Source organism: Ancylomarina salipaludis (assembly GCF_004122035.1).
Classification (GTDB): domain Bacteria; phylum Bacteroidota; class Bacteroidia; order Bacteroidales; family Marinifilaceae; genus Ancylomarina; species Ancylomarina salipaludis.
Genome location: NZ_SAXA01000010.1, coordinates 66,497 through 92,167, shown reverse-complemented (window position 1 = coordinate 92,167; position 25,671 = coordinate 66,497). Strand labels below are relative to the sequence as shown.

Here is a 25,671-nt window from a genome sequence, read left to right as displayed (position 1 = left end):
GTAATCATCTTAGGCTTTATTTAATTTCATATTCTGTTATATATGCCATTTTTTGATAGAGCTTGACAAAAGTGTACAAGTTCAGTTATAATGCACCACAACTCGTTTATTTGTTCAAAAAACCTGAACAATATTTCCTTATAGAGTATATCTTGTAAAGCTTTGTGGTCTTCTATTATTTTTTTAAATAATAAAGTCTATCAAATTTATGAAAACAATTAAATAAACAGTATTTACCAGAGAAGTAAAATGATTAGCAGGCATTAAATAGAAAGAATAAAATTAAGTTAAGGCTTGTGTGTGTGAAGCACCACCCCGCCAAGCGGAGCTTGGCACCCCTCCTCATAAAGGAGGGGAAACTGTTAGTTAAATCAAATCTTATTATTTCATTATAAATTCTCCTCCTTTTTAAGGAGGAGTACCCAAACTTGTTTGGGGGAGGTGGTTATAATTGAGAAAGGTTTTGAAGACTAAGGATACTGGAAGGGAATTTATTAACCTGATTCAAGTTTGATAAAAAATGGGGTCTAGTCATACCCTGATAGTTGCAGCTTACTTATAATCAGAGCATGACAATTCAATTCGCCAAACATTTCTCCTCCTTTTTAAGGAGGAGTACCCAAACTTGTTTGGGGGAGGTGGTTATAATTGAGAAAGGTTTTGAAGACTAAGTATACTGGAGGGGAATTTATTAGCCTAATTCAAGTTTGATAAAATATGGGGGCTAGTCATACACTGATAATTATAGCTTACTTATAATCAGAGCATGACAATTCAGTTCTCTACCCATTTCTCCTCTCCTTCGACAACATTTCGACTTCGCTCAATGCGATGGCTCAGGAAGCGAGTGGGGAAACTGTTAGTTAAATCAAATCTTATTATTTCATTATAAATACTCCTCCTTTTTAAGGAGGAGTACCCAAACTTGTTTGGGGGAGGTGGTTATAATTGAGAAAGGTTTTGAAGACTAAGGACACTGGAGGGGAATTTATTAGACTAATTCAAGTTTGATAAAATATGGGGTCTAGTCATACCCTGATAGTTACAGCTTACTTATAATCAGAGCATGACAATTCAATTCTCTACCCATTTCGCCTCTCCTTCGACAACATTTAGACTTCGCTCAATGCAACCGCTCAGGGAACTCGATTGAAATTTAGATGTTTGTTGATGAGAATGCACCACCCCGCCAAGCGGAGCTTGGCACCCCTCCTCATAAAGGAGGGGAATTTATTAGACTGATTCAAATCTGGACAAATACGGGGTTTAGTCATACCCTGATAATTACAGCTTACTTATAATCAGAGCATGACTATTCAATTCGCCACCCATTTCTCCTCTCCTTCGACAACATTTAGACTTCGCTCAATGCAACCGCTCAGGGAACTCGATTGAAATTTAGATGTTTGTTGATGAGAATGCACCACCCCGCCAAGCGGAGCTTGGCACCCCTCCTCATAAAGGAGGGGAAACTGTTAGTTAAATCAAATCTTATTATTTCATTATAAATTCTCATCCTTTTTAAGGAGGAGTAACCAAACTTGTTTGGGGGAGCTGGTTATAATTGAGAAAGGTTTTGAAGACTAAGGATACAGGAGGGGAATTTTATTAGCCTGATTCAAGTTTGATAAAATATGGGTTCTAGTCATACCCTGATAATTACAGCTTACTTATAATCAGAGCATCACTATTCAATTCTCTACACTTTACTCCTCTCCTTCGACAACATTTCGACTTCGCTCAATGCGACGGCTCAGGAAGCGGGAGGGGAAACTGTTAGTCAAATCAAATCTTATTATTTCATTATAAATTCTCCTCCTTTTTAAGGAGGAGTACCCAAACTTGTTTGGGGGAGGTGGTTATATATTGAGAAAGGTTTTGAAGACTAAGGATACTGGAAGGGAATTTATTAGCCTGATTCAAGTTTGATAAAATATGGGGTCTAGTCATACCCTGATAGTTGCAGCTTACTTATAATCAGAGCATGACTATTCAGTTCTCTACCCTTTCCTCCTCTCCTTCGACAACATTTCGACTTCGCTCAATGCAACCGCTCAGGGAACTCGATTGAGATTTAGATGTTTGTTTATGGGAATGCACCACCCCGTCGAGTAAACTCGCCACCCCTCCTCTCCTTCGACGGGCTCAGGAAGCGGGAGGGGAATTTATTAGCCTTATTCAAGTTTGATAAAATATGGGGTCTAGTCATACCCTGATAGTTACAGCTTACTTATAATCAGAGCATGACTATTCAATTCGCCAAACATTTCTCCTCCTTTTTAAGGAGGAGTACCCAAACTTGTTTGGGGGAGGTGGTTATAATTGAGAAAGGTTTGAAGACTTAGGAAACTGGAAGGGAATTTATTAGCCTGATTCAAGTTTGATAAAATATGGGGGCTAGTCATACCCTGATAGTTACAGCTTACTTATAATCAGAGCATGACAATTCAATTCGCCAAACATTTCTCCTCTACTTCGACAATATTTCGACTTCGCTCAATGCAACGGCTCAGGGAACTCGATTGAAATTTAGATGTTTGTTGATGAGAATGCACCACCCCGCCAAGCGGAGCTTGGCACCCCTCCTCATAAAGGAGGGGAATTTTATTAACCTGATTCAAGTTTGGTAAAATACGGGGTCTAGTCATACCCTGATATTTACAGCTTACTTATAATCAGAGCATGACTATTCAATTTACACCCCCTATTCTCGTCATTGGAGATTGTAAATGACCTTAAGACAAAAGATTGCACGATTATAATTTATTGAAAATGCACTTGTTCTGTTTACTGATAAGATTCACCTATCTACAGATAATAAATAACTCTCTACTGATTTTATTCACTAAACGATTAATTCATTTTTAAGTTTATGTTATTAAATATCATTAATACTTATTAACCTAATCCCCATTAATTATGAAAAAATGTTTTACTCTTATTTTTATTTTTGCATTTATATGTCATTCGACCTATGCGCAAGAGATTGAAAAACAAAAACTTGACCAGAACGGTCACCCAACCTTTATTAAATTCAACACTAAAGGCAAAACGAAAGCTGCTACTCAGGCAGAAACAAAAGCCGTATTGTCTGGTTTGTTTAACATGACAACAAATGATGCGTATAAATCATTACGATCAGAAAATGATCGCAATGGTTATAGCCATGAGAGATTCCAACAGTATCATAAGGGAATCAAAGTAGAAAATGGTGTTTATATCGTTCATAGTCGTAATAAACAAATCGAATCGTTAAATGGAAATTACAAATTAGTCGAAGAGATTAACATTAGACCTTCTCTCACCGAAAATGATGCCCGTGAAAAAGCAAAAGCTTTTGTTAACGCTGAAGAATACATGAGCACGGACAACAAAGATTTTTATACAGCTCCTGAATTGGTTATTGTTGCTTATGATTACGGCAAAGATCCTAAGGCTGTTCACGAAATGGTATTGGCCTATAAAATTGATATTTATGCCACAAAACCTTTAAGTCGTGCCTTTATTTATGTAGACGCTCATACCGGAGAGATTGTTCATACGAATGCTCGTCTTCACAGAGCTAATGAAACAGGTTCGGCAGTTACACGCTATAGTGGTACAAAACCAATCAACACCGAAAGTTACAGTACCTACTATCGATTAAGAGATTATACAAGAGGTAATGGTATCGTGACTTATAACTGTAATCAAGGAACCAGTTATACCAGTGCAGTCGATTTTACTGATAATGATAATAACTGGTCTCAAGCCGAATATGATAATTCTGCTAAAGATAACGGTGCTTTAGATGCGCATTGGGCAGGCATGATGACCTATGATTATTTTAAAAACACCTTTAATCGTAACAGTTTTGATAATAATGGTGCATTAATCAAAACCTATGTTCATTTCGATGTGAACTATGATAATGCGTATTGGAATGGTTCAGTTTTCACTTTTGGCGATGGAAGCTCCTTTGATATTTTAACTTCTCTTGATGTTTTTGGTCATGAATTCGGACATGCAGTTTGTTCATATACGGCTGATCTTAACTACCAAAATGAAGAAGGTGCTCTAAACGAAGCATTCAGCGACATTTGGGGTTGTGCTATTGAATACAAATATGCTCCAAATAAAGATACCTGGGCAATGGGTGAAGATTTAGGTTCAGCACTCCGCTCAATAAGTGATCCAAAATCGAAAGGTTTACCTGATACTTATCAAGGTACAAACTGGGCCCCCCTTTCAAGTAGCCCCAGCAGATATAATGATTATGGCGGGGTTCATACAAACAATGGTCCTTTCTGCCACTGGTTTTATTTAATAACCGAAGGTGGCTCCGGAACAAATGATAATGGCGACTCGTATAATGTAACAGCCATTGGAATTGAAAAAGCAGAACAAATTACATTTCGAATTGAAAGTCAGTATATGACTTCAAGCTCTAATTATGCAGATGCAAGAACATTTGCCATACAAGCAGCTCAAGATCTTTATGGAGCAGGTTCTCAGGAAGAAATTTCGGTAACCAATGCCATGTATGCTATTGGTGTTGGTACACCATATGGTGAGATTAATGATACATACTGTAGTTCAAAAGGGAGTGACTTTAGTTATGAGTGGATTTCGGAAGTTGCTATTGGAACATATACAAATTCATCAGGTGCAACGGGCTATTCCGATTTTACGGATAAAACCATAAACCTTGAGGCTGGAGCAACAGTTGATTTAACTTTAACACCTGGATATGCCAGTACATCCTATAATGAATACTGGAAAATCTGGATAGATTATAATAAGGACTTTACCTTTAGCGCTGACGAATTGGTATATGATGCCGGTGCTGTAAATAGTGGTGTTGTAACCGGAAGCATGACCCTGGATGCCTCGGCAAGCGGAACAACACGTATGAGAATCTCTATGAAATACAATGGCGCACAAACGACTTGTGAGACATTTGGCTACGGTGAAGTTGAAGATTACACCGTAACATTTGGAGAACCATCAGATGACACAGAAGCTCCAAGTGCTCCTGCAAACCTGGCATCTTCGAATATTGCAGATACATCATGCACCTTGAACTGGACAGCTTCAACAGATAATGTTGCGGTAAAAGATTATCAAGTTTATCAGGATGGAAATTTAATAGCAACAACAACAGGTACCACAACGAATGTAACAGGTCTTACAGAGTCTACGACATACCGCTTTTATGTAACTGCTACAGATGCTAAAGGTAATATTTCGGCTGCAAGTAATTCATTAGATGTCACAACGACAACAGCCAGTACCAACAACTTAACTCTTACAATTACATTCGACAGATATCCAGAAGAAACAAGTTGGGCACTAAAAGATGGTAATGGATCAACTGTTGCTTCGGGAGGCACATACAACTCGCAAGCAGATGAATCAACTCTTGTTATTCCAATTGATGATTTAACAGATGGATGTTATGAGTTCACTATTTCGGATGCTTACGGTGATGGCATTTGCTGTGCCTATGGAAACGGTTCATACAAACTAGAAAATAGCACAGGAACGATCTTGGCATCGGGCGGTTCATTTGGATCATCAGAGGTGACCAGTTTCTGTCTGCCTAGTACTACTTACGGTATTACTGCTACTAATTCCAATATGAATACTATCGTAACAGAACCAGCTGTTAATATTTATCCTAACCCAGCTAGCTCGTTCATTAAAGTACAGGTTACAAATGCTAAAACAAATGGTAAGCTTAAAATTTACAGTACAACCGGATCACTAATAAAAGTAGTTAAGATGGATGATAATGAGAGTAGAATTAATATCTCAGAACTTCCAACTGGCTTGTACCTTATCTCAGTTGAGACGAAAAAAGAGATTATAACCAAAAAGTTTATCAAAAAATAAAATCTGAAGCAAACCTTAAGGCTTTTCTCTTTTGAAAACCCTATGCATATCCATTAACTTAAACGGTTTTATGTGTCTATGCAAAAATGAAGAAAGTCCGGTATTGAACCGGACTTTCTTATGTGCGATAAATACAGCTTTAATGAAAACGAATTGGCAATAGCATAGATCGTATTAAGCTCACAAAAGGCAACAATTGCTTAACTCGTATTTAGTTAAATACCATTCATCATAGTTTAACTATAACATTTAATTGACAACTATTACATTTTTACTGATAAAAAGCATATATTTATTGACAAATCTTACAACTGATTGATTTCATTCGTATAAGTTGAATTCAAATTTATGTGTATTTCCAAACACTCAGAATCATTATGATAAAATGCATTGCTATTGACAATGAACTTATAGCTTTAAAACAGATCGAATCGTATATCGATCAATCGTCCTTTCTTGAGAAGGTTGCAATTTATACCAGTCCCGAAAAGGCTATAGATGTTTTACAAGAAAAGCAGGTTGACTTGATGTTTATTGATATTGACATGCCCGGCTTAAGTGGTATCGACTTTGTTAAATTGCTTGACAATCCCCCCATGGTGATTTTTACCAGCGCACACTGCCAGTATGCAATTGAAGGGTTTCGCTTAAATGCCATTGACTATCTACTTAAGCCTTTTAATTACTCCGAATTCTTAAAATCAGCACATAAAGCTAAAACGAGGTTTAAAATTCATCAACCGATTACGAGTCCGGATAAAACAGAAAACAATTTTCTTTTTATTAAGTCGAAATATAAAACCGTTAAAATTGATTTAAATCATATAAAATATATTGAGTCAATAAGCGAATACATGAAGATTCATTTAGACAACTCAAGCGAAGTGATGTCGCTTTGCAGCTTAAAATCAATTGAAGATAAACTCCCTGATTACAAGTTTATGCGTATTCACAGGTCGTATATTGTGAACCTAACTAAAATTTCTGTAATCGAACGTAACAGGATTATTTTTGATGACAAAATCTACATCTCAGTAAGTGAGAAATACAAAAGTAAATTTCAAAACTGGGTTAATGAAAATATTCTTGTCTAAACTTAAACAAATCAACAATCAAGCAATATGATGACTCATATTTAATCCGTGAGAATCTGCGTCAAACTCTTCTTTGAAACTTTATCCTTGATTTTCCTTTCCGCTTCTCTCCCATTCTCCACCGAAAGTATTAATTTTACTGATTATCATTTTTCACAATCAGATGGCAGAAAACAAAGAGCTGAAGCTGGCTTACGACTATATAGAGAACACCAACACCAATATTTTTCTCACAGGAAAAGCCGGGACGGGTAAAACCACTTTTTTGCACCGTTTGCGTCAGGAATCGCTCAAACGCATGATTGTGGTGGCTCCGACGGGTGTAGCTGCTATTAATGCGGGCGGGGTGACCATTCACTCTTTTTTTCAGTTGGGGTTCAGTCCTATTCTGCCCGATGAAGAATACCAAAACAAAGCTAAAAATGCCCCTGAAAACCGTTTAAGAAAAAACAAGATTGATATCATCAAATCGTTAGATCTACTGGTTATTGACGAGATTTCGATGGTGCGTGCCGACTTGCTGGATGGGATTGATTCGGTTTTGCGTCATTACCGCAGCTCGAAATTGCCCTTTGGTGGTGTTCAGCTGCTGATGATTGGCGATTTGCAACAATTGCCTCCCGTGGTGAAACAAGAAGAATGGTCTATCCTCAGTCGTTTTTACGAAACGGAGTTCTTTTTCAGTTCGCGCGCCCTGAAAAAGTCACCTCATATCTGTATAGAACTCAAACACATCTATCGTCAGACGGATGAAAGCTTTATTCGTATTCTCAACGAAATACGCAACAACCAACTGTCAGACGCGTCGCGACGCAGACTGAATGCCAACTACAAGCCCGATTTCGATCCGGATGATAAGGATGCCTATATCACACTGAGTACGCACAACCGAAAGGCAGAGGAAATCAACGAGATTAAACTGGAAAAGCTTGAAACCGACAAAAAAAGTTTTACAGCCAGCATAGATGGCCAATTTCCTGACTATTCCTTCCCTACCCTGGAAGAACTGGAACTAAAGAAAGGGGCTCAGGTGATGTTTGTGAAAAACGATTCGCAGTCAGCCAAACGTTATTATAATGGCAAGATTGGTGTGATTACCTTTATGAATAAGGACAGCATCAGCGTAAAATGTGAGGGCGACGAAGATGTCATTGAAGTTGAAAAGGAAACCTGGCAGAATATAAAATTCAATATCAACGAAGAAAGCAAAGAGATTGAGGAAGAGGTGATTGGTTCCTTCACACAATTTCCGTTGAAACTGGCTTGGGCCATCACTATACACAAATCGCAGGGCCTCACTTTTGAGAAAGCCATTATCGATGCGGCTTCGGCCTTTGCACACGGACAGGTGTATGTGGCTCTGTCGCGCTGCAAGTCGCTTGAAGGGATGGTGCTGAAAACCCGCATCAATCCTCAGGGCATTATCTGCGACAGCTCGGTAGCCAGTTTTAATAAGGCCATGCAAGAGAATCCGCCTAAGCAAGAAGATTTGTATAAGGCAAAGCGTGACTATCAGCTCTCTCTACTCAAAGAACTCTTCGATATGGATTTGGTTTACCATTATTGCTATCGGCTGAACAAGGTATTTGAGGCTTACCCCACTACCTCACAAGGTGATTGCAAGGAAAAACTAAAGGCCGTCATCAACCAGATAAAATCTGAACTGGTTAAGGTTGGGCAACAATTCGCCAACCAATTGTTTCATATGTTTGGCGATTCGGCCAATCTTGAAAACGACAAACTTTTTCAGGAACGCCTGCACAAAGCCTGTCAATACTTTATTCCCAAGCTTGAACTCTATATTCTGGAACCCGTTCATGAGAGCTATTTCGATACGGATAATCAGGCTCTTGAAAAAACAGTTAAAGAACTGCGCCTGCAGATTGTGGAGTTAACGCGTGTAAAACTGGCCTGTATGCTTTACTGCCAGCATGGTTTTGTTCTGAAAGATTTTCTTGAACTCAAAGCCAAGGAGCATCTGAAAACCATTAGCTTCAAACGCATGCCCAAGCAAGAGGATTATTCGGCCGTTGTGGACTATCCTGAACTTTTCAAACAACTTAAAGATTGGCGATATGCCAAAGCCGATGCCCTGAATACCGGCGTGGCTTCCATTATTAGCTTGAAGGTAATGGTTCAGATTTGCAACAGTCTGCCTCAAAACAAAATGGCTTTGAAAAAGATCAAAGGCATGGGCTCTAAAAAGATTGACGAATTTGGACTGGAACTTTTGAAACTGGTAGATGCCTTTAAAAAAGAAAATAATCTGTCGCAGGCTCCCGATATTTTTTCATCTGCACAAACAGAAACACCTAAGAAAGTGAGTAGTAAAGAACAAAGCTTTCAGATGTTTAAAGAGGGAAAGAGTATTCCGGTGATTGCAGCCATGCGCGATCTGACCCGTTCTACCATAGAAGAACACCTGACTTATTATGTGGGCATCAATGCTTTGCCGGTGAGCAGTTTTGTTGAAGATGAGAAGCTGGACAACATCATGGCTTATTTTGACACACACGAAGTACATGCCCTAAACGATGCCAAACGCGATTTGGGAAAAGATGTTAGCATGAGTGATCTGCGCTTTGTTCTGGCGCATTGGGAGAATGTGAAGGATCAGAAAACAAACTAAATGGATGCAATATAAAAGGGGGTATTCATAAATGCAAGTCTTGTTATTCTGAACTCCCATTTAAACTTTAGTTTCTTGTACTTTTTACTTGAAAAAAAAGTACCAAAAATTCATCCCGAACGTTCGGGACCGGCACTCAGTAAACTCTTACAAACAGAATTCTTTTAACAGAACTCTCACTTGTTAATTAAAAGACAAATAAAAAAAGCTATCCAAAAAGTAATGCCATCATACTCATATAAAATTCAGTTTTTACTCCTCCCTCTAAAGGAAGACTGAATTTCAACGACTTCCCTTTAGGGAAGTCGTTGAATACGACCAGATTCTACTTTTTAGACAGCCTTAATAAGGTCCTCAGAGCCAAGCCCCGAGGAATTCTATCATTATGCTTCAGCAAGCGCTTGCTTGGCATCAAGTTTACGCGTTATTCGTCCGAATATAATCAGGGCGATGGCAGATGTAGCAGCTATCGCTACAAAATAATACCAGATGTAATGGGCATGTACGGATGCTTCTTCCCAGGCCGCATGATTCTCAAACAACATTGGATCCGGGCAGTATCTGGAAAGCAAGTATCCCGATAATCCAAAACCTAAGATTGAGGAGATAAATGAATGCAAGTGAGAAAAGCCCAAATACATAGCCTCCTCACCCTTAGGCGCCTGCAAGGAGAAATACTCAAGGAAACGTGGCGAAATAAAGGATTCGGCCAAACCTTGAAAAACAATCCCCACAATCATCATAAAGGCAACCGGATGCAAGCTAAACAGACCTAAGTCAACAGACTCCACATCCAAAAGATTACCCGCTGCCATACACATGGCTGAAATTGGCATGATAAACATCCCCACAGTCATTGAGAACAGGGCTGTTTTCTTACGTAAGAGTTGGGTGATTAATCCTACCGAAAGCACCACAACCAAAGGATTCACATTGGCATACCAGGATGGTGAAGCCCCCTCGCCGGCCATACGCAATACATACTTCGGCATGGTTGCATACAATTGGTGCTGAACCATCCAAAATCCGGTTACAATCAAAATTAAAGCAACCAAACGACCATTTGCCAATACTCTTAAAAGGGCATCCCAAATCTCACGAATCGTTTTACCTTCTCCTTCATGGCGAGCACTCTTAAAGAAAAAGAAAACACCAATTAAGGCTAAACCAGTCATGGTTGCTGAGAAATAGTTCAAGTTCACCAAACCTTCGTTACCCATAGCTTCACGCAATGGCTTTACAATGGTTTTTCCAGAAAAAGAACCAATATTAACCATCATATAAAAGATAGAAAAACCTTTTGCACGTGTGGCTTCAGTCGTCTCCTTGGCTACTGTTCCTGTAATCACCGATTTGATGAAAGAACCACCAATCATGATTACAATAATGACCGGAACGACCATCCACTTATAAGAACTTTCTCTTAAGCCTTTAAAAACGGTAATATCTGTATATTCAACCAAACCTGCAGATTCCAGCATGGTAGGAAGAATTGCCAAACCAGCATATCCAACAGTTAAGAGACTAAATGCTAATAGTAAAGCATTCTTAAAACCCATTTTATCAGCTAATGCGCCACTGAAGGTTGGTAGCAAATACAATCCGGCAGAAAAACTACCCGAAATTAATGCCGACTCCATATCACTAAAACCCAATATGCGGGAAAGGTAAATTGTAATTACAATAAAAACCCCGTAATATGCCGCACGTTCCAATAATTCAACCGAGTTGGCCACCCAAAAGGCTCTGGAAAAGCGCTCTTTTATAGTACTTTTTTTTTCAACACTCATTTTAATTCACAGTTTAATTTATTTAAGGTATAGTTGTCGCACATTCAGTGCGCAAAAATAAATTGACTGGCTTGCTCTTCAAATAGGGAAAACCCGACTTTCCATCCCAAACAAAAATTAAACCAAACTGATTTATGCCCCAAACGCTCTTACAATTTCGGACATAAAAACGAAATTCCATTTTTATTTCTACATAAACCTGTTTATTAAATTCATTAATGTCAACCCATTGCTTATTTTAACAAAAAAATATTCTTCCAGAGGGGCCTGTATATTTGCGAAACAATCTTTTTTGACTTACATTTGCACCCGTTATCACAAGAGATAACACATACAAATACTGGAGAGATGGCAGAGTGGTCGAATGCGGTGGTCTTGAAAACCATTGTGCGGCAACGTACCGGGGGTTCGAATCCCTCTCTCTCCGCTGAATGAAGCATCAAGGTAGAAATACTTTGGTGCTTTTTTTGTTCCTAAATGTTTATGGATGAGAACGGATGGATCACTGGTAAAAGTTGGGTCTTTCTAATTCCAAGTATTAATTTTGGTAAGCCTAAACAGGAAAAAATCTTAGATCCGTGATACGAACCATTTTTTCTCTTTTATTTACTTTTCCTTGATGAAAAGTAACAAAAATCAATGGCTCCGGCACTCAGTGACCCATCACGGTTCAAAGGCTAAACAGACTGAACTCGTTCGTACCTCACTCAAACAGCATTCTGTTTTTAACGCCTTTTTCACCTATGGGTCCCCACTTGCGTTGCCAAGGCCAGAAACAAAAAAACGTCTCACAATTTCAATCATTTTTTATAAAAATGTTTTGGGCGTGTCTTGTCAGCCTGCCGTGAAGCGTGCTAATTTTCTTTCCACTTAGAGAAAACAAGGATCAGGCTGACTTGATTCTTTTATTCGCAAATGTAATTTCTAGTGCTCATGAGCCCTTCGGGGTTGTCTACTTTTCTCATCTAAGGAGAATTGAAAATCATGAATTCCTTAATGTGATATTATTATATGAGTAAAAGTAGAAGCCTAGCGGCTTGAGCGAAAAATTTAAAAGATAATCCTAAAATATATTTAATCACTTTGACCCAACTTTTATAACTGATCCACATTAATGAGTAAGGAACGAACGAATCATCCCTCTCTCCCCACCTTCGCCCACCAAAGCAATTTATTGCAATAGCAGGCTTTTTTCTTTCTAACAAATCAGGATAATTAAACTCACATTCAGGCTGTGGCGGATACATCCGCATAACATTTGCCGTCAGAACAATATATTGCCTAGTTGGCAAACATTTAACGCAACCTTTGGCGCTAGCTTACATCACTAGAAATAAGAAACTTAAAATAAAAACCATGAAGAAAACTCTGATTCTATGTATTACAATAGTCACACTATTCGGCTGCTCAAAAGATAATGAGAACAATGAAGTTAAAATTCGATTATCAAATGTTAGCCAATATGATTTTCAAAATATTGTTGTAAACACTACAACTGGAGATGTAAACTTCGAGAATTTAAAGTCTGGACAAAAATCTGAATATAAAGATTTTGACAAAGCTTATAGCTATGCTTTTGTTGAATTAGAAATTGATGGAAAAACATATACTTTACAACCAATTGATTATGTTGGAGAAACACTTCTTAAAAATGGTAATTACACTTATCAATTAGATGCAAATGATACTGATGACCAATATACTAAATTAAGCTTGACATTAATTAAAGATTAAAAACGATTTGACTAGTTAAATAAGGTGTAGCTTTGGCTACTCTGCAACTTGATCCGATGTAATCATTCCTTTTTCACCTCTATAACAAACATTCCGTTTGAACCCTTTAGTAAAGACCAAAGATTGAGTTTCTTTCTTCTTAAGCAAATTTAATACTGCTTTACTTCAAATAAAAAAGGAATGCCCAAACTGAGCACTCCTTCATTTATTTATACAAATAGATTTTACTCTACTAGCATTCTAATCGATTGTCCATTATAGGATTTCCTATCCTTTACAACTTTTAAAACAGCTATAAAAACACCTTTATGTATTCCCGGATGCCATGTAAATTGATACAAACCTGGGCTTAGGTTATAGTCTTTCAAGACATCTACTTTTCTACCTTGAATATCAATAATATCAATTTCCACTTTCTCCACTGGCGATTTTATTTCCACCTGAATTGTTGTATTATCGGTGAATGGGTTAGGGTAATTATTAAGCAATTTTGCAACTTGCTCCTTATCATCCAAGTCATCGAAGACTGGTTTAGCTTTACCCACAATACCTTCTACCTTATCACCATTAGATGACGCAAGTACCAGATTATCGATATATGATTCAGAATTGCCCAATTTTAATAAAGGTACTTCTCCTGTTGACAATGTATTTCCTCTCATACTGTAAGCAAGGAATAATAAACTATCTCCTTTCAGCATCTCGGCCCGCTCCATATCTTTAAGAGCAGGAAGAACCTGATAAGCCCCTTTTTCTGTTTCATAAAGCATGAACTGAACCCCTCCCAAAGCCACAGGACTATTTGCAAACAGTGTATCCTGACGGATATAGAATTCGGCAAGCATAGCACCATTAGAAGCTTGACTGCTTTTTGTTGCAGGATGAAGTACCAAATTGACAATACCTGTAATATCCAGGACATTGATAGTAGCATCCCCATTAATATCAGCTGCATCGAAAATAAAGGGTTTCGGTTCCTTTTGCAGGATTTGTGAAACCGTTGTAGTCACATCAACCACATTTACAAATAAATCACCATTAGCATCACCTTTGGCTGCTGTTAGTGGCGTAGCTGCGACCACTTTTGAATAATCCGATTCGGTAAAATTGGTACGAACTGTTTTATAAGTGTAAAAATACTTTGTCGCAGGCTCTACCTCAAAGTCGGTATAATCCGGTTCCGAAAGCAATTGCGTGTTTATCATGAGGGTATCAGAGGTATTCTCTTCATCGACAAAAGTATATCGATACATATTGTAGCCCAAAAGGTCGGAAACCTCTCCCTCGGGCACTTCCCAATTCAAGTCTACTTTACCCATACCAGGGGTTGCTCCAAAACCATCAGCCAATGAACCCGCGGCACTCACCAAGACTCTAAAACGCCTATCCTCAATTGGGATTTCGAAATGATCTGTATCCTTAGCACCTTCTACACGAATGGTATTGATGCCATCCCCCGTATTCAAACCAAGCGTACCGTATACCGTGTAGATCATTGAGTCAGCACTCCAGCTGCCTTCCTCGGCAATAGACGTTTGAGAATAAGGATAACGAACGCCCATTGAAATATTTGGTGTAATTTCAACATCCATAGGACGGTTAAAATAAACTTCAAACTTCTGCTTACCAACGCCTACCGGGTCTAACGAATCGTATTCATCTTGGGCATCCACTCCGTTTACAAGGACTTTCCAAACGATACCATGGGCTTCTTTAGAAGGACGTTTCATCTTTTTTGAAATATCAAACCAAATTCCTTCTCCTCTTTCCGGGAAATCATAAATTCCACTATTAATTTTGTCTTCATTACCTGTACCATAGTAAGTAGAATCTAACATAGAAACTACAAATTCACTAGAACTTGAGGCTATATTTATCTCCTGATTAGTAGGGGTGTGAATATTTGAAAACACATTACATTCATTCAAATAGAAACTAGATTGATACGAACCTATCGCTCCTCCATATGCAGTGCTCCATGCAGAATTATTATTCGAAATTATATTACAATTTTTAAGTCCACCTGGATTATTATCTAATCTTATTGCATAGAAATTCCAATCATTGTAATAAAAGCAAGAATTTATCACACTTGTATTATACCCAACATTCATTCCATAATTTCTATTACTCAAATATTGTACTTTACAATTATCTAAATTAGACTCACCACTTGAACTAAGATTAAGAACAAATCGATCAGTAATACCAGCATATTCAAACACACAATATTTAGCTCGAAAACTAGAACTACCTTCCGTTTTCACTCCCATCCAATTCAAACCTAAATCTCTTTTAGTAAAGTAAATTAAACTATCTTTGGTTCCAATGGCATTCACTGTTCCAGCCACAACCATACTTATACCTTCCCCAAATTTCAGTGTTGTTCCTGGTTTTATAGTAAGCGTTACTCCATTGGGAATAGCGATATTATCCATAATAATATAATGCTTATCTGGATATAGAGTCATATCTTCGGAAATGATGCCTTTTAGCTCCACCCCATTCTCTACACTTAGGATAATCTTTTTCGTTTTAAGCCCTAAATTATCTCCATACCAGGTATCCAGTTCCAGAGCAATATCTCTACCGTCAATAACATCATCGGCTATCTTAAGTTTTAGAGATATATCGCTTTCTCTGGTGGCATAAGCTGAGACATTACCAATCAAAGCTTCAGAAGCTATTAAATCAGCAACCGTTGGATCTTCGAATTCCTGAAACTGAACACCGACTTTTACATCATTGGCCTGTGCCCAGGTATTTCGAACTTTTACTTTCAGTTCAATAGTTTCACCAGCATCCGCTCTTCCATCCCGATCACCGTCAAGGGTATCAATTACTTCATAGGATACAATGGCCAAACGAGGCTCAGCAACTACATTTAATGCTGCATTTAAATCCAAATGACTTCCTGTTGAATTGATCAAATTACCAAAAAGAATCTCCTGTGAATCATCAGGTCTTTGCTCCAAATATAAGGAAACAGCACCCGCCACCAATGGCGTCGCCATTGAGGTTCCATTATAAGAACGATAGTTCCCACCAGGAACTGTAGATAGAATCCCCACTCCAGGCGCTTTCAATTCATAATTCAGCAGATCATGGTATTTTGAAAAGACAGGACCATCCTGATCAAAATTGGAAAAACCAGCTCTCGCAGATTCTGAATTTGCTTCTACGCCAAGTACAAAGGAAAAGGCTCCGGGATATTCAGGAAGTCCCCAACGTTTATCAAGGCAACGTTCCGGACCAATACACAATCCATCATTACCAGCAGCAGCTACCAGAACAGCAGTTGCGTAAGCATTAGCCAGGGCATTGCGCATAGTAATGGATTCGGCATAGCCACCAAAACTCATTGAGAGCACATGGGCTCCATTATCAGCTGCATAGCTCACTCCTTTGGCAATTGTAGCCGCATCGGCACGTCCGGAAGATTGGAACACCTTAATGGGCATAATTTTGGCTTTCCAGTTTGCACCGGTAATCCCGACTTCATTATTTCCTACCCCTGCAGCAATACCTGCACAGTGGGTTCCGTGAGAGTTATCATCTTTAGGATCGTTATCCTGGTTAATAAAGTCCCATCCACGGATATCATCTATAAAGCCATTACCATCGTCATCGTAACCTTCAGCTCCGTTCAATTCAGCCTCATTCACCCAAATATTGTCGGTTAAGTCGGCATGTTCCCAGTCCACTCCTGTATCTAAAATAGCAATTACCGATGAACCATCACCTGAATGGCCTGTCCATACATCATCAATATTACAAGCAGGAATACCCCATTGAGAGTTGTATAGGGGATCATTAGGAATCGTACCTGATGATTTGGTCGATAAGTTATCATTAGCAGCACTTGCTGCAATCTCCTCCTGGCTCATTTCCGGACCAGCCGGTTTAAAATCACCAATCGAAAAAATATAGTTGGGTTCGACATACTCCACTTCGGATAAGGCCTTCAACTCCTCCATAGCCTGGTGTATGTTCACAGGTTCTGCTTTTGCCGACTTTGTCTTCGACAAGCTTAGGCGGAAAACATTTTTCATACTAGGCAGCTCCATTTTCTCCCCGGTGGGAGTTATAACAAAACGTTGTCCACTTTTCAGTTTTCGTGCTCCCGGGAACATTTCTTCTCCAACAGTTAAACCATGCTTACTAAGAACTGCATCCAAACCATTTATGAAAGAAGACTTTAAGCTTCCGGATTTCAGTATTACGTCATCTTTAAATTTTACCAGTACCTCATTGGGCACAAAATTGTTCTGATCCGAACGTGGATCAAACCGCTCACTTTTTCCCTTTACAAAAGCAGAAGCTTCCTGAGCTTTTAGATTCCCTGTACCAAACAGAAGGGAAAAAAGAATTAAAGTGTAAAATCGATTCATAGTATTGTGTTTATAGAATTAGCAAAGACTTGTATTATTATAATTTGATGATTTTTTTTGTGGTTCGAGATCCATCAATTTCCAGAACAAGGAAATAGATACCAGAAGACAAATGGGAAAGATTCAAGCTGAAACTCTCCTCCTTAAGTTTTCGAATAAGAACAACTTGACCTTGTTGGTTGGTTAAAACTAAACGAGCATCCTGGTAAGCAGGAAGCTGGATTCTAACATAGTTGTGAACCGGGTTAGGATAAACAGAGATATGGGCTTCAAAATCTTCAATTCCTGTAACAACAGAGAAGTCAATTGTTGAAACCAGCTCCATTCCTGAAAAGCAAAGAACATCACCATCTATATGGCTTGCCAATCGAACTTGCAGCATTCCTGCAGGCAGTGAAATGTCACCAATTCGCAGAGGCTTTTCTGAAACAGGCTTCCAGCTCTCTCCTCCGTCCATTGAAAAATCATAATCTTCAGCTTGATCAAAAGTGTCCACCCAATTCCAGTCAAAAACTTTGGTTTCATTATTTTCCTCGACCACAATTGGAGCCAAAGGTCTATCAGGTACCATCAGGTGAAATTTCTCTCCTGCATCATGATTATCACTTTGAGACAATCTAAACCATAAATCTGTTCCCGGTAGTACAGCAATCTTTGCTCCTGTTCCTTTTTGAATATTTTGGGTAAAGTCTAAATCTTCGGCATACTCCACACTTTCTGGAATCTCCTGTGCTGTCTGTTCGTTCAGGTAATCAATCGTATATTGCGGTGCTGCAGGAATCGTAGACACATCCAATTGGTAACTTTTACTTCTAAATTGCTCATTGGCATTGGAAGCCATTACACGAAACCAATAACTAAGACCTGAGGCTAATGAAATCACCTGACCAGTACCTACGCCATAATTCTGAGTATAGACTGCATCATAAGCATATTCAACGGTCTCTGGTACAATCTCAGTGGTTTTCATCTGTGTATAGTCAACAGTAAAAACGGGTTTCGCAGGACGAGCTTTCACTTCCAGTTTTACTTTCTCAGAACGGAAACTACTTTCAGTAGCCGAATAAACAAACCAAATATTATTCCCGGGAATTAAGTCCAGACAATCACCTCTTCCATCTTGATTATCATTCACAAATGCATCGGAACTGTATGCTTCATTGCTTGTTACAATTTCGAAAGTTTGTTCATTTTCATAATCGATGGTATGATTTGGCGAGTCTGGTCGTATAGGTACAATTAAATGATAAATAGTTCCCACAGGATTGTTATCTGTTGAGGCTATTCTAAACCACAGATCTTTCCCTGGTTCCAAGGTAATTTTCACTCCAGTTCCTCTTTTAATATTTTGGGTGAAGTCTGCATCCTCGGCATATTCCACACTTTCGGAAATCTCCTGTGCTGTCTGTTCATTAAGATAATCGATGGTATATTGTGGTGCAGCAGGAATAGAAGTAACATCTAATTGATAGCTTTCACTACGGAATTGCTCATCGGCATTAGAGGCAGACGACCTGAACCAGTATGTTTTATCAATAATCAGTGATATTGCTTCCCCCACACCGACTCCATAATTTTGGCTATAAGCTATATCATTGGCATATTCTACCATTTCCGAAACAATCTCATAAGTTTTCATCTGCGCATAGTCAACTGTAAAAATGGGTATCGTTGGACGAGCTTTCACTTCCAGTTTTACCTTGTCAGAACGGAAACTACTTTCAGTAGCCGGATAAACAAACCAAATATTATTCCCGGGAATTAAGTCCAGACAAGCACCTCTTCCTTCTTGACTATCATTCACAAATCCATCGGAACTGTATGCTTCATTGCTTGTAATAATTTCGAAAGTTTGTTCCCTTTCATAATCAATGGTATGAACAGGAACAGTAGGTCGTTGAGGCACCGCTAAATGACTAATCTCTCCCGAAGGACTATTTCCAGTTTGAGCCACTCGGAACCACAAATTAATTCCCGGTACGACAGTAATCATTAATCCTGTACCCCTTCGCACATTCTGAGTAAATTGATCATCTTCGGCATATTCCACATTTTCAGGAATTCCCTCAGTTGTCTGTTCGTTCAGGTAATCAATCGTATAGTTTGGTGCAGTAGGAACGGTAGCAACTTGCAATTGAGAGCTTTCGCTGCGGAATTGCTCACTTGTATTAGAAGCCATTACACGAAACCAATAACTAAAACCTGGGGCTAATGAAAACACCTGACCAGTACCTACACCATAATTCTGAGTATAGGCTGCATCATTAGCATATTCTATTGTTTCCGAAACAATCTCAGACGTTTTCATCTGTGCATAGTCCACCGTAAAAACGGGTTTGGTCGGACGAGCTTTTACTTCCAGTTTCACTATGTCAGATCGAAAGCTACTTTCAGTAGCCGGATAAACAAACCAAATATTATTCCCAGGACTTAAGTCCAAGTGATTACCAGTACCTTCCTTACTAACATTCACAAATCCATCAGTACTGTACGCTTCATTGGTTGCTACCACTTCGGAAGTTTGTTCATTTTCATAATCGATGGTGTGAACAGGTGAAACGGGTCGTGCAGGAACGTTAAGCTTTTCGATATGAGAAGCTAATTCATGAGCTGTTGCCTTTATACGGAAATACAAATCCTGTCCCGGACTTAGTGCCACAATCTGATTTGATCCCCAATACAGATTTTCCGTCAGATCTGCATTTACTGAATAGCAAACATTCTCTGGGATTGCCTCCAGAGTTGATTCATTCATAAAATCAATTTGAAAGCCAGGTCCTTTGGGCCTGGAAAGTGACGCAATAAGCCTTGTATTTGAAGGAATCGATATTTCTCTTAGTTTTAAATCACCCTCAGTAAACAGAACATTCAGAGTCTCTACTTCAGTACAGGTTTTCCAATTATCATCTCCCATTGCATATTCCATCGCTGCTGTCGTATTCAAAAGTTTTCCCTCAGCAATGTGATAATCGACCTGTGATAAATCCATTCCTATGGTGAGAGTTCCATTACTAAAGCCTGACTCAATACTCTTTCCTTTCTCGTTACTGATCACCACACTGGTAAGTTGTATATTTTGAGAACCTGTAACATCTGCTGCAATATCAACCGGGATACCAACAATAAGACCATCCGTTCCTGAAAATACACTTAAAGAGGCTGACCAGCAGAGTACGCGAATTTTACCGGAAGAAAGATCTGATGCGACAAGAGCGTGATCCGATTTACGATTGGTAAGAAAAGACTCTGAAGATGCCGGATTTAAACCTGATGGAAACTCTATATCAAATTGAAAGCCACTGACTCCTTCTTGATTAAACAAATTAACATATAGGGTATCACGACTTGAAGCCTGAGACCAGACATCCACAATTTGTAACTCGTTGGGAAGATAGGATTGAGCCAATAACTGAATATTCATTGGATCCCGTTCCACATCATTAGACCGAATTCTTAGAAAACTGTCGTGAAGCAATCCATCATCAGCTGAAAACTGAATCGAAAGCGTTTCGCTACCATAAGAAGGTATTAATATTGGAGCTATACTGCTAGTAGAAAAATGATTGTCACCAAACACCAATTCATCAATACGTAATTCTGTATCACCATAGTTGTGAATGACTAAGTCTCGAGATTGTGTTTCAAGAGAAGAAACCTGAGCAAAATCTATTAAACTAGCTTCAACTGAAATTTGAGGCGCTTTTACTCTAAGGCTAGCTCCATAAACTGCTGATATAATGTTTTCACCCTCAGCACTGGCAATAATAGCATCCTGTAGATTAATTGAGTAATAACCTCCCTGCCCTTGCAAGTTCAACTGAATTGTCATGATTGATCCATCAGTCCCAATAAAAGCTGCGTTAGAAGGAGAGTAAGCAATAATGGTTAATTTGTGATTTGTTGTATCGGCGGTAAGAACATGATCTGTTATTCTTTCAGAATTTAGTTTTGCTGAGCCCTTTACAAAAGTAGCCACATCTGGTAAGGGAATAGAAAATTGAAAGCCTGAAAAAGCTTCCATATTATTCAAGCTGATTGGCACTTCTACTTCTTGTCCGGAATGTCCTGTGGCAGCGAGCAAATGAATTTCATTAACGGCGAAAGCCAAAGCTTGAAGTCTTGTTGCAACATCACCTTTAGACTGATCTGACTGTATCGTAAAACTCGATTCTATTAGACCTTTAGTCTCAGAATTAAATTTAATACTCAAACTATGGGTTTGCCCGGGGGGTATGATAAAAGATTGCACTTCGGAAGATGAAAATCGCGAATCACCAAAAGTAAAGCCAGTCACATTAAGATTTTGATTACCTGTATTTTGAAGCAGTAAGTTTTCAGTTTTATTTTCACCAAGGGGTACCTCTCCAAAATCAAGAACATCCGAACTTATAACTAAGTTGGGAGCCCGTAGAGTAAAAGCACCTACATTCACTTGATCCAAAATATCTCCTGACGACCCACCAACAGTCACATTCTCTGGAGTCAGAGACCATGTTCCTGGATTATTTCCCACCACAAAGCGAGTTTGAAACACCTCTCCTGTGCTCCCTGAAAATTCAGCAAGAGTCATCGAATAGGAGATAATACGTAGACGCCCTGGTTCAACTAAATCGACCGAAAGAGTGTGACCATCAGCTCGACTACTGAGTGCTCCACTCCCTTGTTTCCAACTTAATTGATCGGGAAAACACAAATCGAACTGAAAGGCATTGAATACCTCATCATTCTCAATGCTTACTGAAATGACAATTTCGTCACCAGGTGAAGCCTCAATACTACTAACTGACAAAATTGTTTGGGCAGAAGTATTTTGTCCCCAAAAGAACAGAAATAAACAAAAAAATGAGAGTAAAGGTTTAATCATATCCTGATTTAGGTTTAAAACAAACAAGCAGCTACATTTCTTTATAGAATGCAACAATTCACAATAAACTTACACCACATAATTAAAATTACAAGTTGTCAAATCTGTCAAGTTTAAACCAGCCCAATATTTAAACTAAATCCAAACAAAGACTTTTAGTTATCTCATTCATAAATAATGTATTCCAAATATATATCAAACGAAAAATTAACGAAAAAAGGCTCGCTCCTATTAAGATGTGAGGTTGATCCAACTAATTCAGCTTTCTCAACGATATGTAAGTATAGTAGGCTTAGAAATTAGTTCGATTTTGTCGTTGGGAATATATGAGTAATTGCTACACCAGCTCAACCTCACTCACGCCACTGCTCCTTTTAAGAACTTTTATTTGAGCAGGTCTACATTCCTTCAAATTCTGTACATGAGAGGTAGGTCCTATCATTTTACCTTAAGATTGTAGCGTTTCTAAGCTTGAGATAACTGTCTATAAGTTTTGGTCATCCAAAATACCAAAACCTTCATCAATGAATAGTGAATTGATGCTTACATTAATTACTGGCCAAATCTGATAAAACAAGTGCTAAAGCCAAACTGATCAAAAACTTATCCCCTCCACCTGATGTATCCAAATAGCGGGCTTCATCGGTCTGACAATGGTCAATTAACTTAAAAAAAAAAAGCTCCTTGCCTGATTTATAAATGGAATCCAATCTGAGAGAATAACGCTTGTTTAGTTTTAACAAATACACATTAGCTAGCTGAATCAGATTATGAAGGGTCAAACGCTGCACATAAGTATTAAAAACATGCTTTGAACCACCCAATAAGCTCATCAAATCTGTCCATTTCTTGAGGACTTGCTCCTCTGTTGAAATCTTAGATACCACTACTTGATTTCGCTCTTTAACCTGTTTATCTAATTCAAATTCCTTACACAATTAATATGCAAAACTCCTGGCTAGATTCCCTAACCAAAGCCGTTTCTGCGACGGAAGGCTTTAATCGAATTGGAGGTTCAAAAAATCAATAAACTTACATTTGGAGTATACATCCGGGAAAATAAAACAAAAAAATACCCCCTGAAAATAGATTCAGGGGGTGTAATACTCAATTATTAAATAGTCATTAGGCCTTTGGCTCTATTACTAAAAGCAAATCGCCTTTAGCAACAGAATCACCAGAATCACATTTAATCTCTTTTACAGTACCTTCTGCTTTAGCATCAAGATTATTCATCATCTTCATTGCTTCAAGTACTACTAATGTATCTCCTACTTTTACTTCATCACCAACTTTTACTTTGCACTCCACAATCATACCTGGAATTGGAGCAACAACACTTCCTGTGGCAAATTCGTCAGCAGCTGATTCCTTTTTCTTACGACCTTTGAATTGAGGTGTAGCAGGACCGTTAGGGTCATTGATTTCTACAGTAAAGGTTTCGCCATCAACAGTAACTTCAAGCTCACGTCCCTTACCTTTTCCTTTAGAAGTCAATTCTCCTGAAAGGGCTTTTCTTATCAGCTCTTGCTCTTTCTCAACTTCTGCCATGGTTTTTGCTTTGACATCGGCTGGTACTTCTTCCAAACCATATTTCCATTTCAAGAAGCGTTTTCCTGTAATAGGATAAAGTGCGCATAAAACTTCGTCATCAATATCTTTAGCAAGATTTCCGAATTCAGTTTTAACATCTTCCATCTCTGGCTCAAGAATAGATCCCGGACGAACTGTAATAGGCTCTTCACCTCGAGGATAACCATTAAGCGCTTTCTTTTGAACCTCAGGGTTAATTGGATGAGTCGTTTTACCATACAATCCGTAACAAAGATCTTTTACTTCTTTGGTAATTTGTGCATATTCCCCTTCATAAGAATCGAATAGTACATTGTTTACTGTTTGTACACCAACAATTTGAGATGTAGGCGTAACCAATGGAATATTACCCAGATCTTTACGAACTTTAGGAAGTAAACGATATACTTCTGGTAATTTATCCAATGCATCCATAGCTTTCAACTGATTTACTAAGTTAGAAAGCATTCCTCCCGGAGTTTGGTGTAATAACACATTAATATCCGTAGTTGCATACTTAGGACTATTGTCTAAGTGCTTATATTTAGGAATGTATTTCTCCATTTCTTCAGCAATGGCATTAATTTTATTAATATCCATTCCAGAGTCGCGGTTTGTGCCTAATAATGACATAATCATTGGCTCAACAGCAGGGTGAGAAGTACGGTATGCGTAAGGTCCGATACATGTATCAACAATATCCACACCTGCTTCGATGGCTTTGAAAATTGCCAAGTCACCCATACCTGAAGTAAAGTGAGTATGCAGGTTAATTGGTGTGTCAGTGAATTTCTTGATTTCACGTACCAAATTATAGATATCGTAAGGTGCAATCAAACCAGCCATATCTTTGATACAGATAGAATCAACACCAAACTTGATCAAATCTTTTACCTTATTGATGTAGTATTCCATATTGTATACTTCACCACCCAAACGAGGCTGGTTCAAAGTATAACATACAACACCTTGTAAGTGCTTCTTGTTATCTTTAATAACTTTAGCTGCCGTTTCGAAATTTCTGAAATCATTCAGTGCGTCAAAACAACGGAAGATATCCATACCATTATCGATTGAACGCTGAACAAAAGCCCGAACCACATCATCGGCATAATTACGGTATCCTACCACATTCTGCCCACGAAGAAGCATCGAAAATGGTGTTTTAGGCATATGCTTTTTCAATACTCTTAAACGCTCCCATGGATCTTCACCCAAGAAACGGTGCATCGTATCAAAAGTAGCACCACCCCATGTTTCAACTGCATTGTATCCAGCTTCATCAATCATTTCGGCAACAGGCAACATATCCTCTGTACGACCACGTGTAGCGAATAGAGACTGGTGACCATCACGTAAACTTACGTCGTTAATTTTAATTGGATTCTCAGCTTTCGGACGATCACTGTCATAATTAAGTTGGGTCATTTGTAAAACCCCGTGCTTATCGTATATCATCTTTTTATTTTTTTTTTGAATTAATACTTTTCCCAATTCACAGGAAAATAGAATTATGCACTTCGTAGATTTCGACCACGAAGCTGTACAATCTTACGTTTGGACATCATCATTTTAATGCCGGTACGTGCCCAAGAACCATTAGTCGAACTTTCAACGTTTAATGCTTCAGCTTTCTCTAATTCTATATGGTGAGCAACTGCTATAAGAACTGCTTTTTTAATCTTTTCTTCTCGTGTCATAATTATTGGTATTAATAATTAGT

General features: G+C 38.5%; 10 protein-coding genes and 1 tRNA gene. 5 read left to right on the top strand and 6 right to left on the bottom strand.

The features are described 5' to 3' along the window. Positions 1-2,919: 2,919 nt before the first annotated feature. The 3 genes from EO244_RS11695 to EO244_RS17160 all read left to right on the top strand — a co-directional run bounded on the left by EO244_RS11695 (position 2,920) and on the right by EO244_RS17160 (position 9,597). A complete protein-coding gene (locus tag EO244_RS11695; RefSeq protein WP_129254863.1) occupies positions 2,920-5,874 on the top strand; it encodes a M4 family metallopeptidase in 2,955 nt (984 codons plus the stop codon). Positions 5,875-6,251: 377 nt separating this feature from the next. Then, the gene (locus tag EO244_RS11690) at positions 6,252-6,968 is read left to right on the top strand and encodes a LytR/AlgR family response regulator transcription factor (RefSeq protein ID WP_129254862.1); all 717 of its coding nucleotides are present in this window, start codon (positions 6,252-6,254) and stop codon (positions 6,966-6,968) included. A 163-nt stretch (positions 6,969-7,131) separates the two neighbouring features. After that, on the top strand, positions 7,132-9,597 hold the full coding sequence (locus EO244_RS17160) for a helix-turn-helix domain-containing protein (RefSeq protein ID WP_129254861.1): 2,466 nt from the start codon (positions 7,132-7,134) through the stop codon (positions 9,595-9,597). Positions 9,598-9,980: 383 nt separating this feature from the next. On the opposite strand, the gene EO244_RS11680 is transcribed toward EO244_RS17160, so the two are convergent. Then, positions 9,981-11,387: an MFS transporter gene (locus tag EO244_RS11680; RefSeq protein WP_129254860.1), complete on the bottom strand. Its 1,407-nt coding sequence runs from the start codon at positions 11,385-11,387 to the stop codon at positions 9,981-9,983. Between the two features lie 342 nt (positions 11,388-11,729). On the opposite strand from EO244_RS11680, the gene EO244_RS11675 reads away from it, so the two are divergent. Both EO244_RS11675 and EO244_RS11670 read left to right on the top strand, forming a co-directional pair. Then, positions 11,730-11,814: transfer RNA gene (locus EO244_RS11675), tRNA-Ser, on the top strand. A gap of 929 nt (positions 11,815-12,743) precedes the next feature. Next, on the top strand, positions 12,744-13,121 hold the full coding sequence (locus EO244_RS11670; protein WP_129254859.1) for a hypothetical protein: 378 nt from the start codon (positions 12,744-12,746) through the stop codon (positions 13,119-13,121). A gap of 224 nt (positions 13,122-13,345) precedes the next feature. On the opposite strand, the gene EO244_RS11665 is transcribed toward EO244_RS11670, so the two are convergent. The 5 genes from EO244_RS11665 to EO244_RS11645 form a co-directional block, all read right to left on the bottom strand. Beyond that, positions 13,346-17,512 carry a S8 family serine peptidase gene (locus tag EO244_RS11665; RefSeq protein WP_129254858.1) on the bottom strand — a complete coding sequence of 1,389 codons (4,167 nt, stop codon included), beginning with the start codon at positions 17,510-17,512 and terminating at the stop codon, positions 13,346-13,348. 37 nt (positions 17,513-17,549) lie between these two features. Continuing rightward, positions 17,550-22,376, bottom strand: a complete 4,827-nt coding sequence (locus EO244_RS11660) for an Ig-like domain-containing protein (protein ID WP_129254857.1) — start codon at positions 22,374-22,376, stop codon at positions 17,550-17,552. Between the two features lie 548 nt (positions 22,377-22,924). Further along, complete coding sequence (locus EO244_RS11655) at positions 22,925-23,263, bottom strand: hypothetical protein (protein ID WP_129254856.1); 339 nt, start codon at positions 23,261-23,263, stop codon at positions 22,925-22,927. Positions 23,264-23,501: 238 nt separating this feature from the next. Then, complete coding sequence (locus tag EO244_RS11650) at positions 23,502-25,406, bottom strand: pyruvate carboxylase subunit B (RefSeq protein WP_129254855.1); 1,905 nt, start codon at positions 25,404-25,406, stop codon at positions 23,502-23,504. A 53-nt stretch (positions 25,407-25,459) separates the two neighbouring features. Beyond that, complete coding sequence (locus EO244_RS11645; protein WP_129254854.1) at positions 25,460-25,648, bottom strand: hypothetical protein; 189 nt, start codon at positions 25,646-25,648, stop codon at positions 25,460-25,462. Positions 25,649-25,671: the final 23 nt, after the last annotated feature.

What these genes read in the sequence shown, in the direction of transcription:
- EO244_RS17160 (WP_129254861.1), top strand. Translation starts at nt 7,132, where the DNA reads ATGGCAGAAAACAAAGAGCTGAAGCTGGCTTACGACTATATAGAGAAC.
- EO244_RS11650 (WP_129254855.1), bottom strand. Translation starts at nt 25,406, where the DNA reads ATGATATACGATAAGCACGGGGTTTTACAAATGACCCAACTTAATTAT.
- EO244_RS11690 (WP_129254862.1), top strand. Translation starts at nt 6,252, where the DNA reads ATGATAAAATGCATTGCTATTGACAATGAACTTATAGCTTTAAAACAG.
- EO244_RS11695 (WP_129254863.1), top strand. Translation starts at nt 2,920, where the DNA reads ATGAAAAAATGTTTTACTCTTATTTTTATTTTTGCATTTATATGTCAT.
- EO244_RS11665 (WP_129254858.1), bottom strand. Translation starts at nt 17,512, where the DNA reads ATGAATCGATTTTACACTTTAATTCTTTTTTCCCTTCTGTTTGGTACA.
- EO244_RS11670 (WP_129254859.1), top strand. Translation starts at nt 12,744, where the DNA reads ATGAAGAAAACTCTGATTCTATGTATTACAATAGTCACACTATTCGGC.
- EO244_RS11680 (WP_129254860.1), bottom strand. Translation starts at nt 11,387, where the DNA reads ATGAGTGTTGAAAAAAAAAGTACTATAAAAGAGCGCTTTTCCAGAGCC.
- EO244_RS11645 (WP_129254854.1), bottom strand. Translation starts at nt 25,648, where the DNA reads ATGACACGAGAAGAAAAGATTAAAAAAGCAGTTCTTATAGCAGTTGCT.
- EO244_RS11660 (WP_129254857.1), bottom strand. Translation starts at nt 22,376, where the DNA reads ATGATTAAACCTTTACTCTCATTTTTTTGTTTATTTCTGTTCTTTTGG.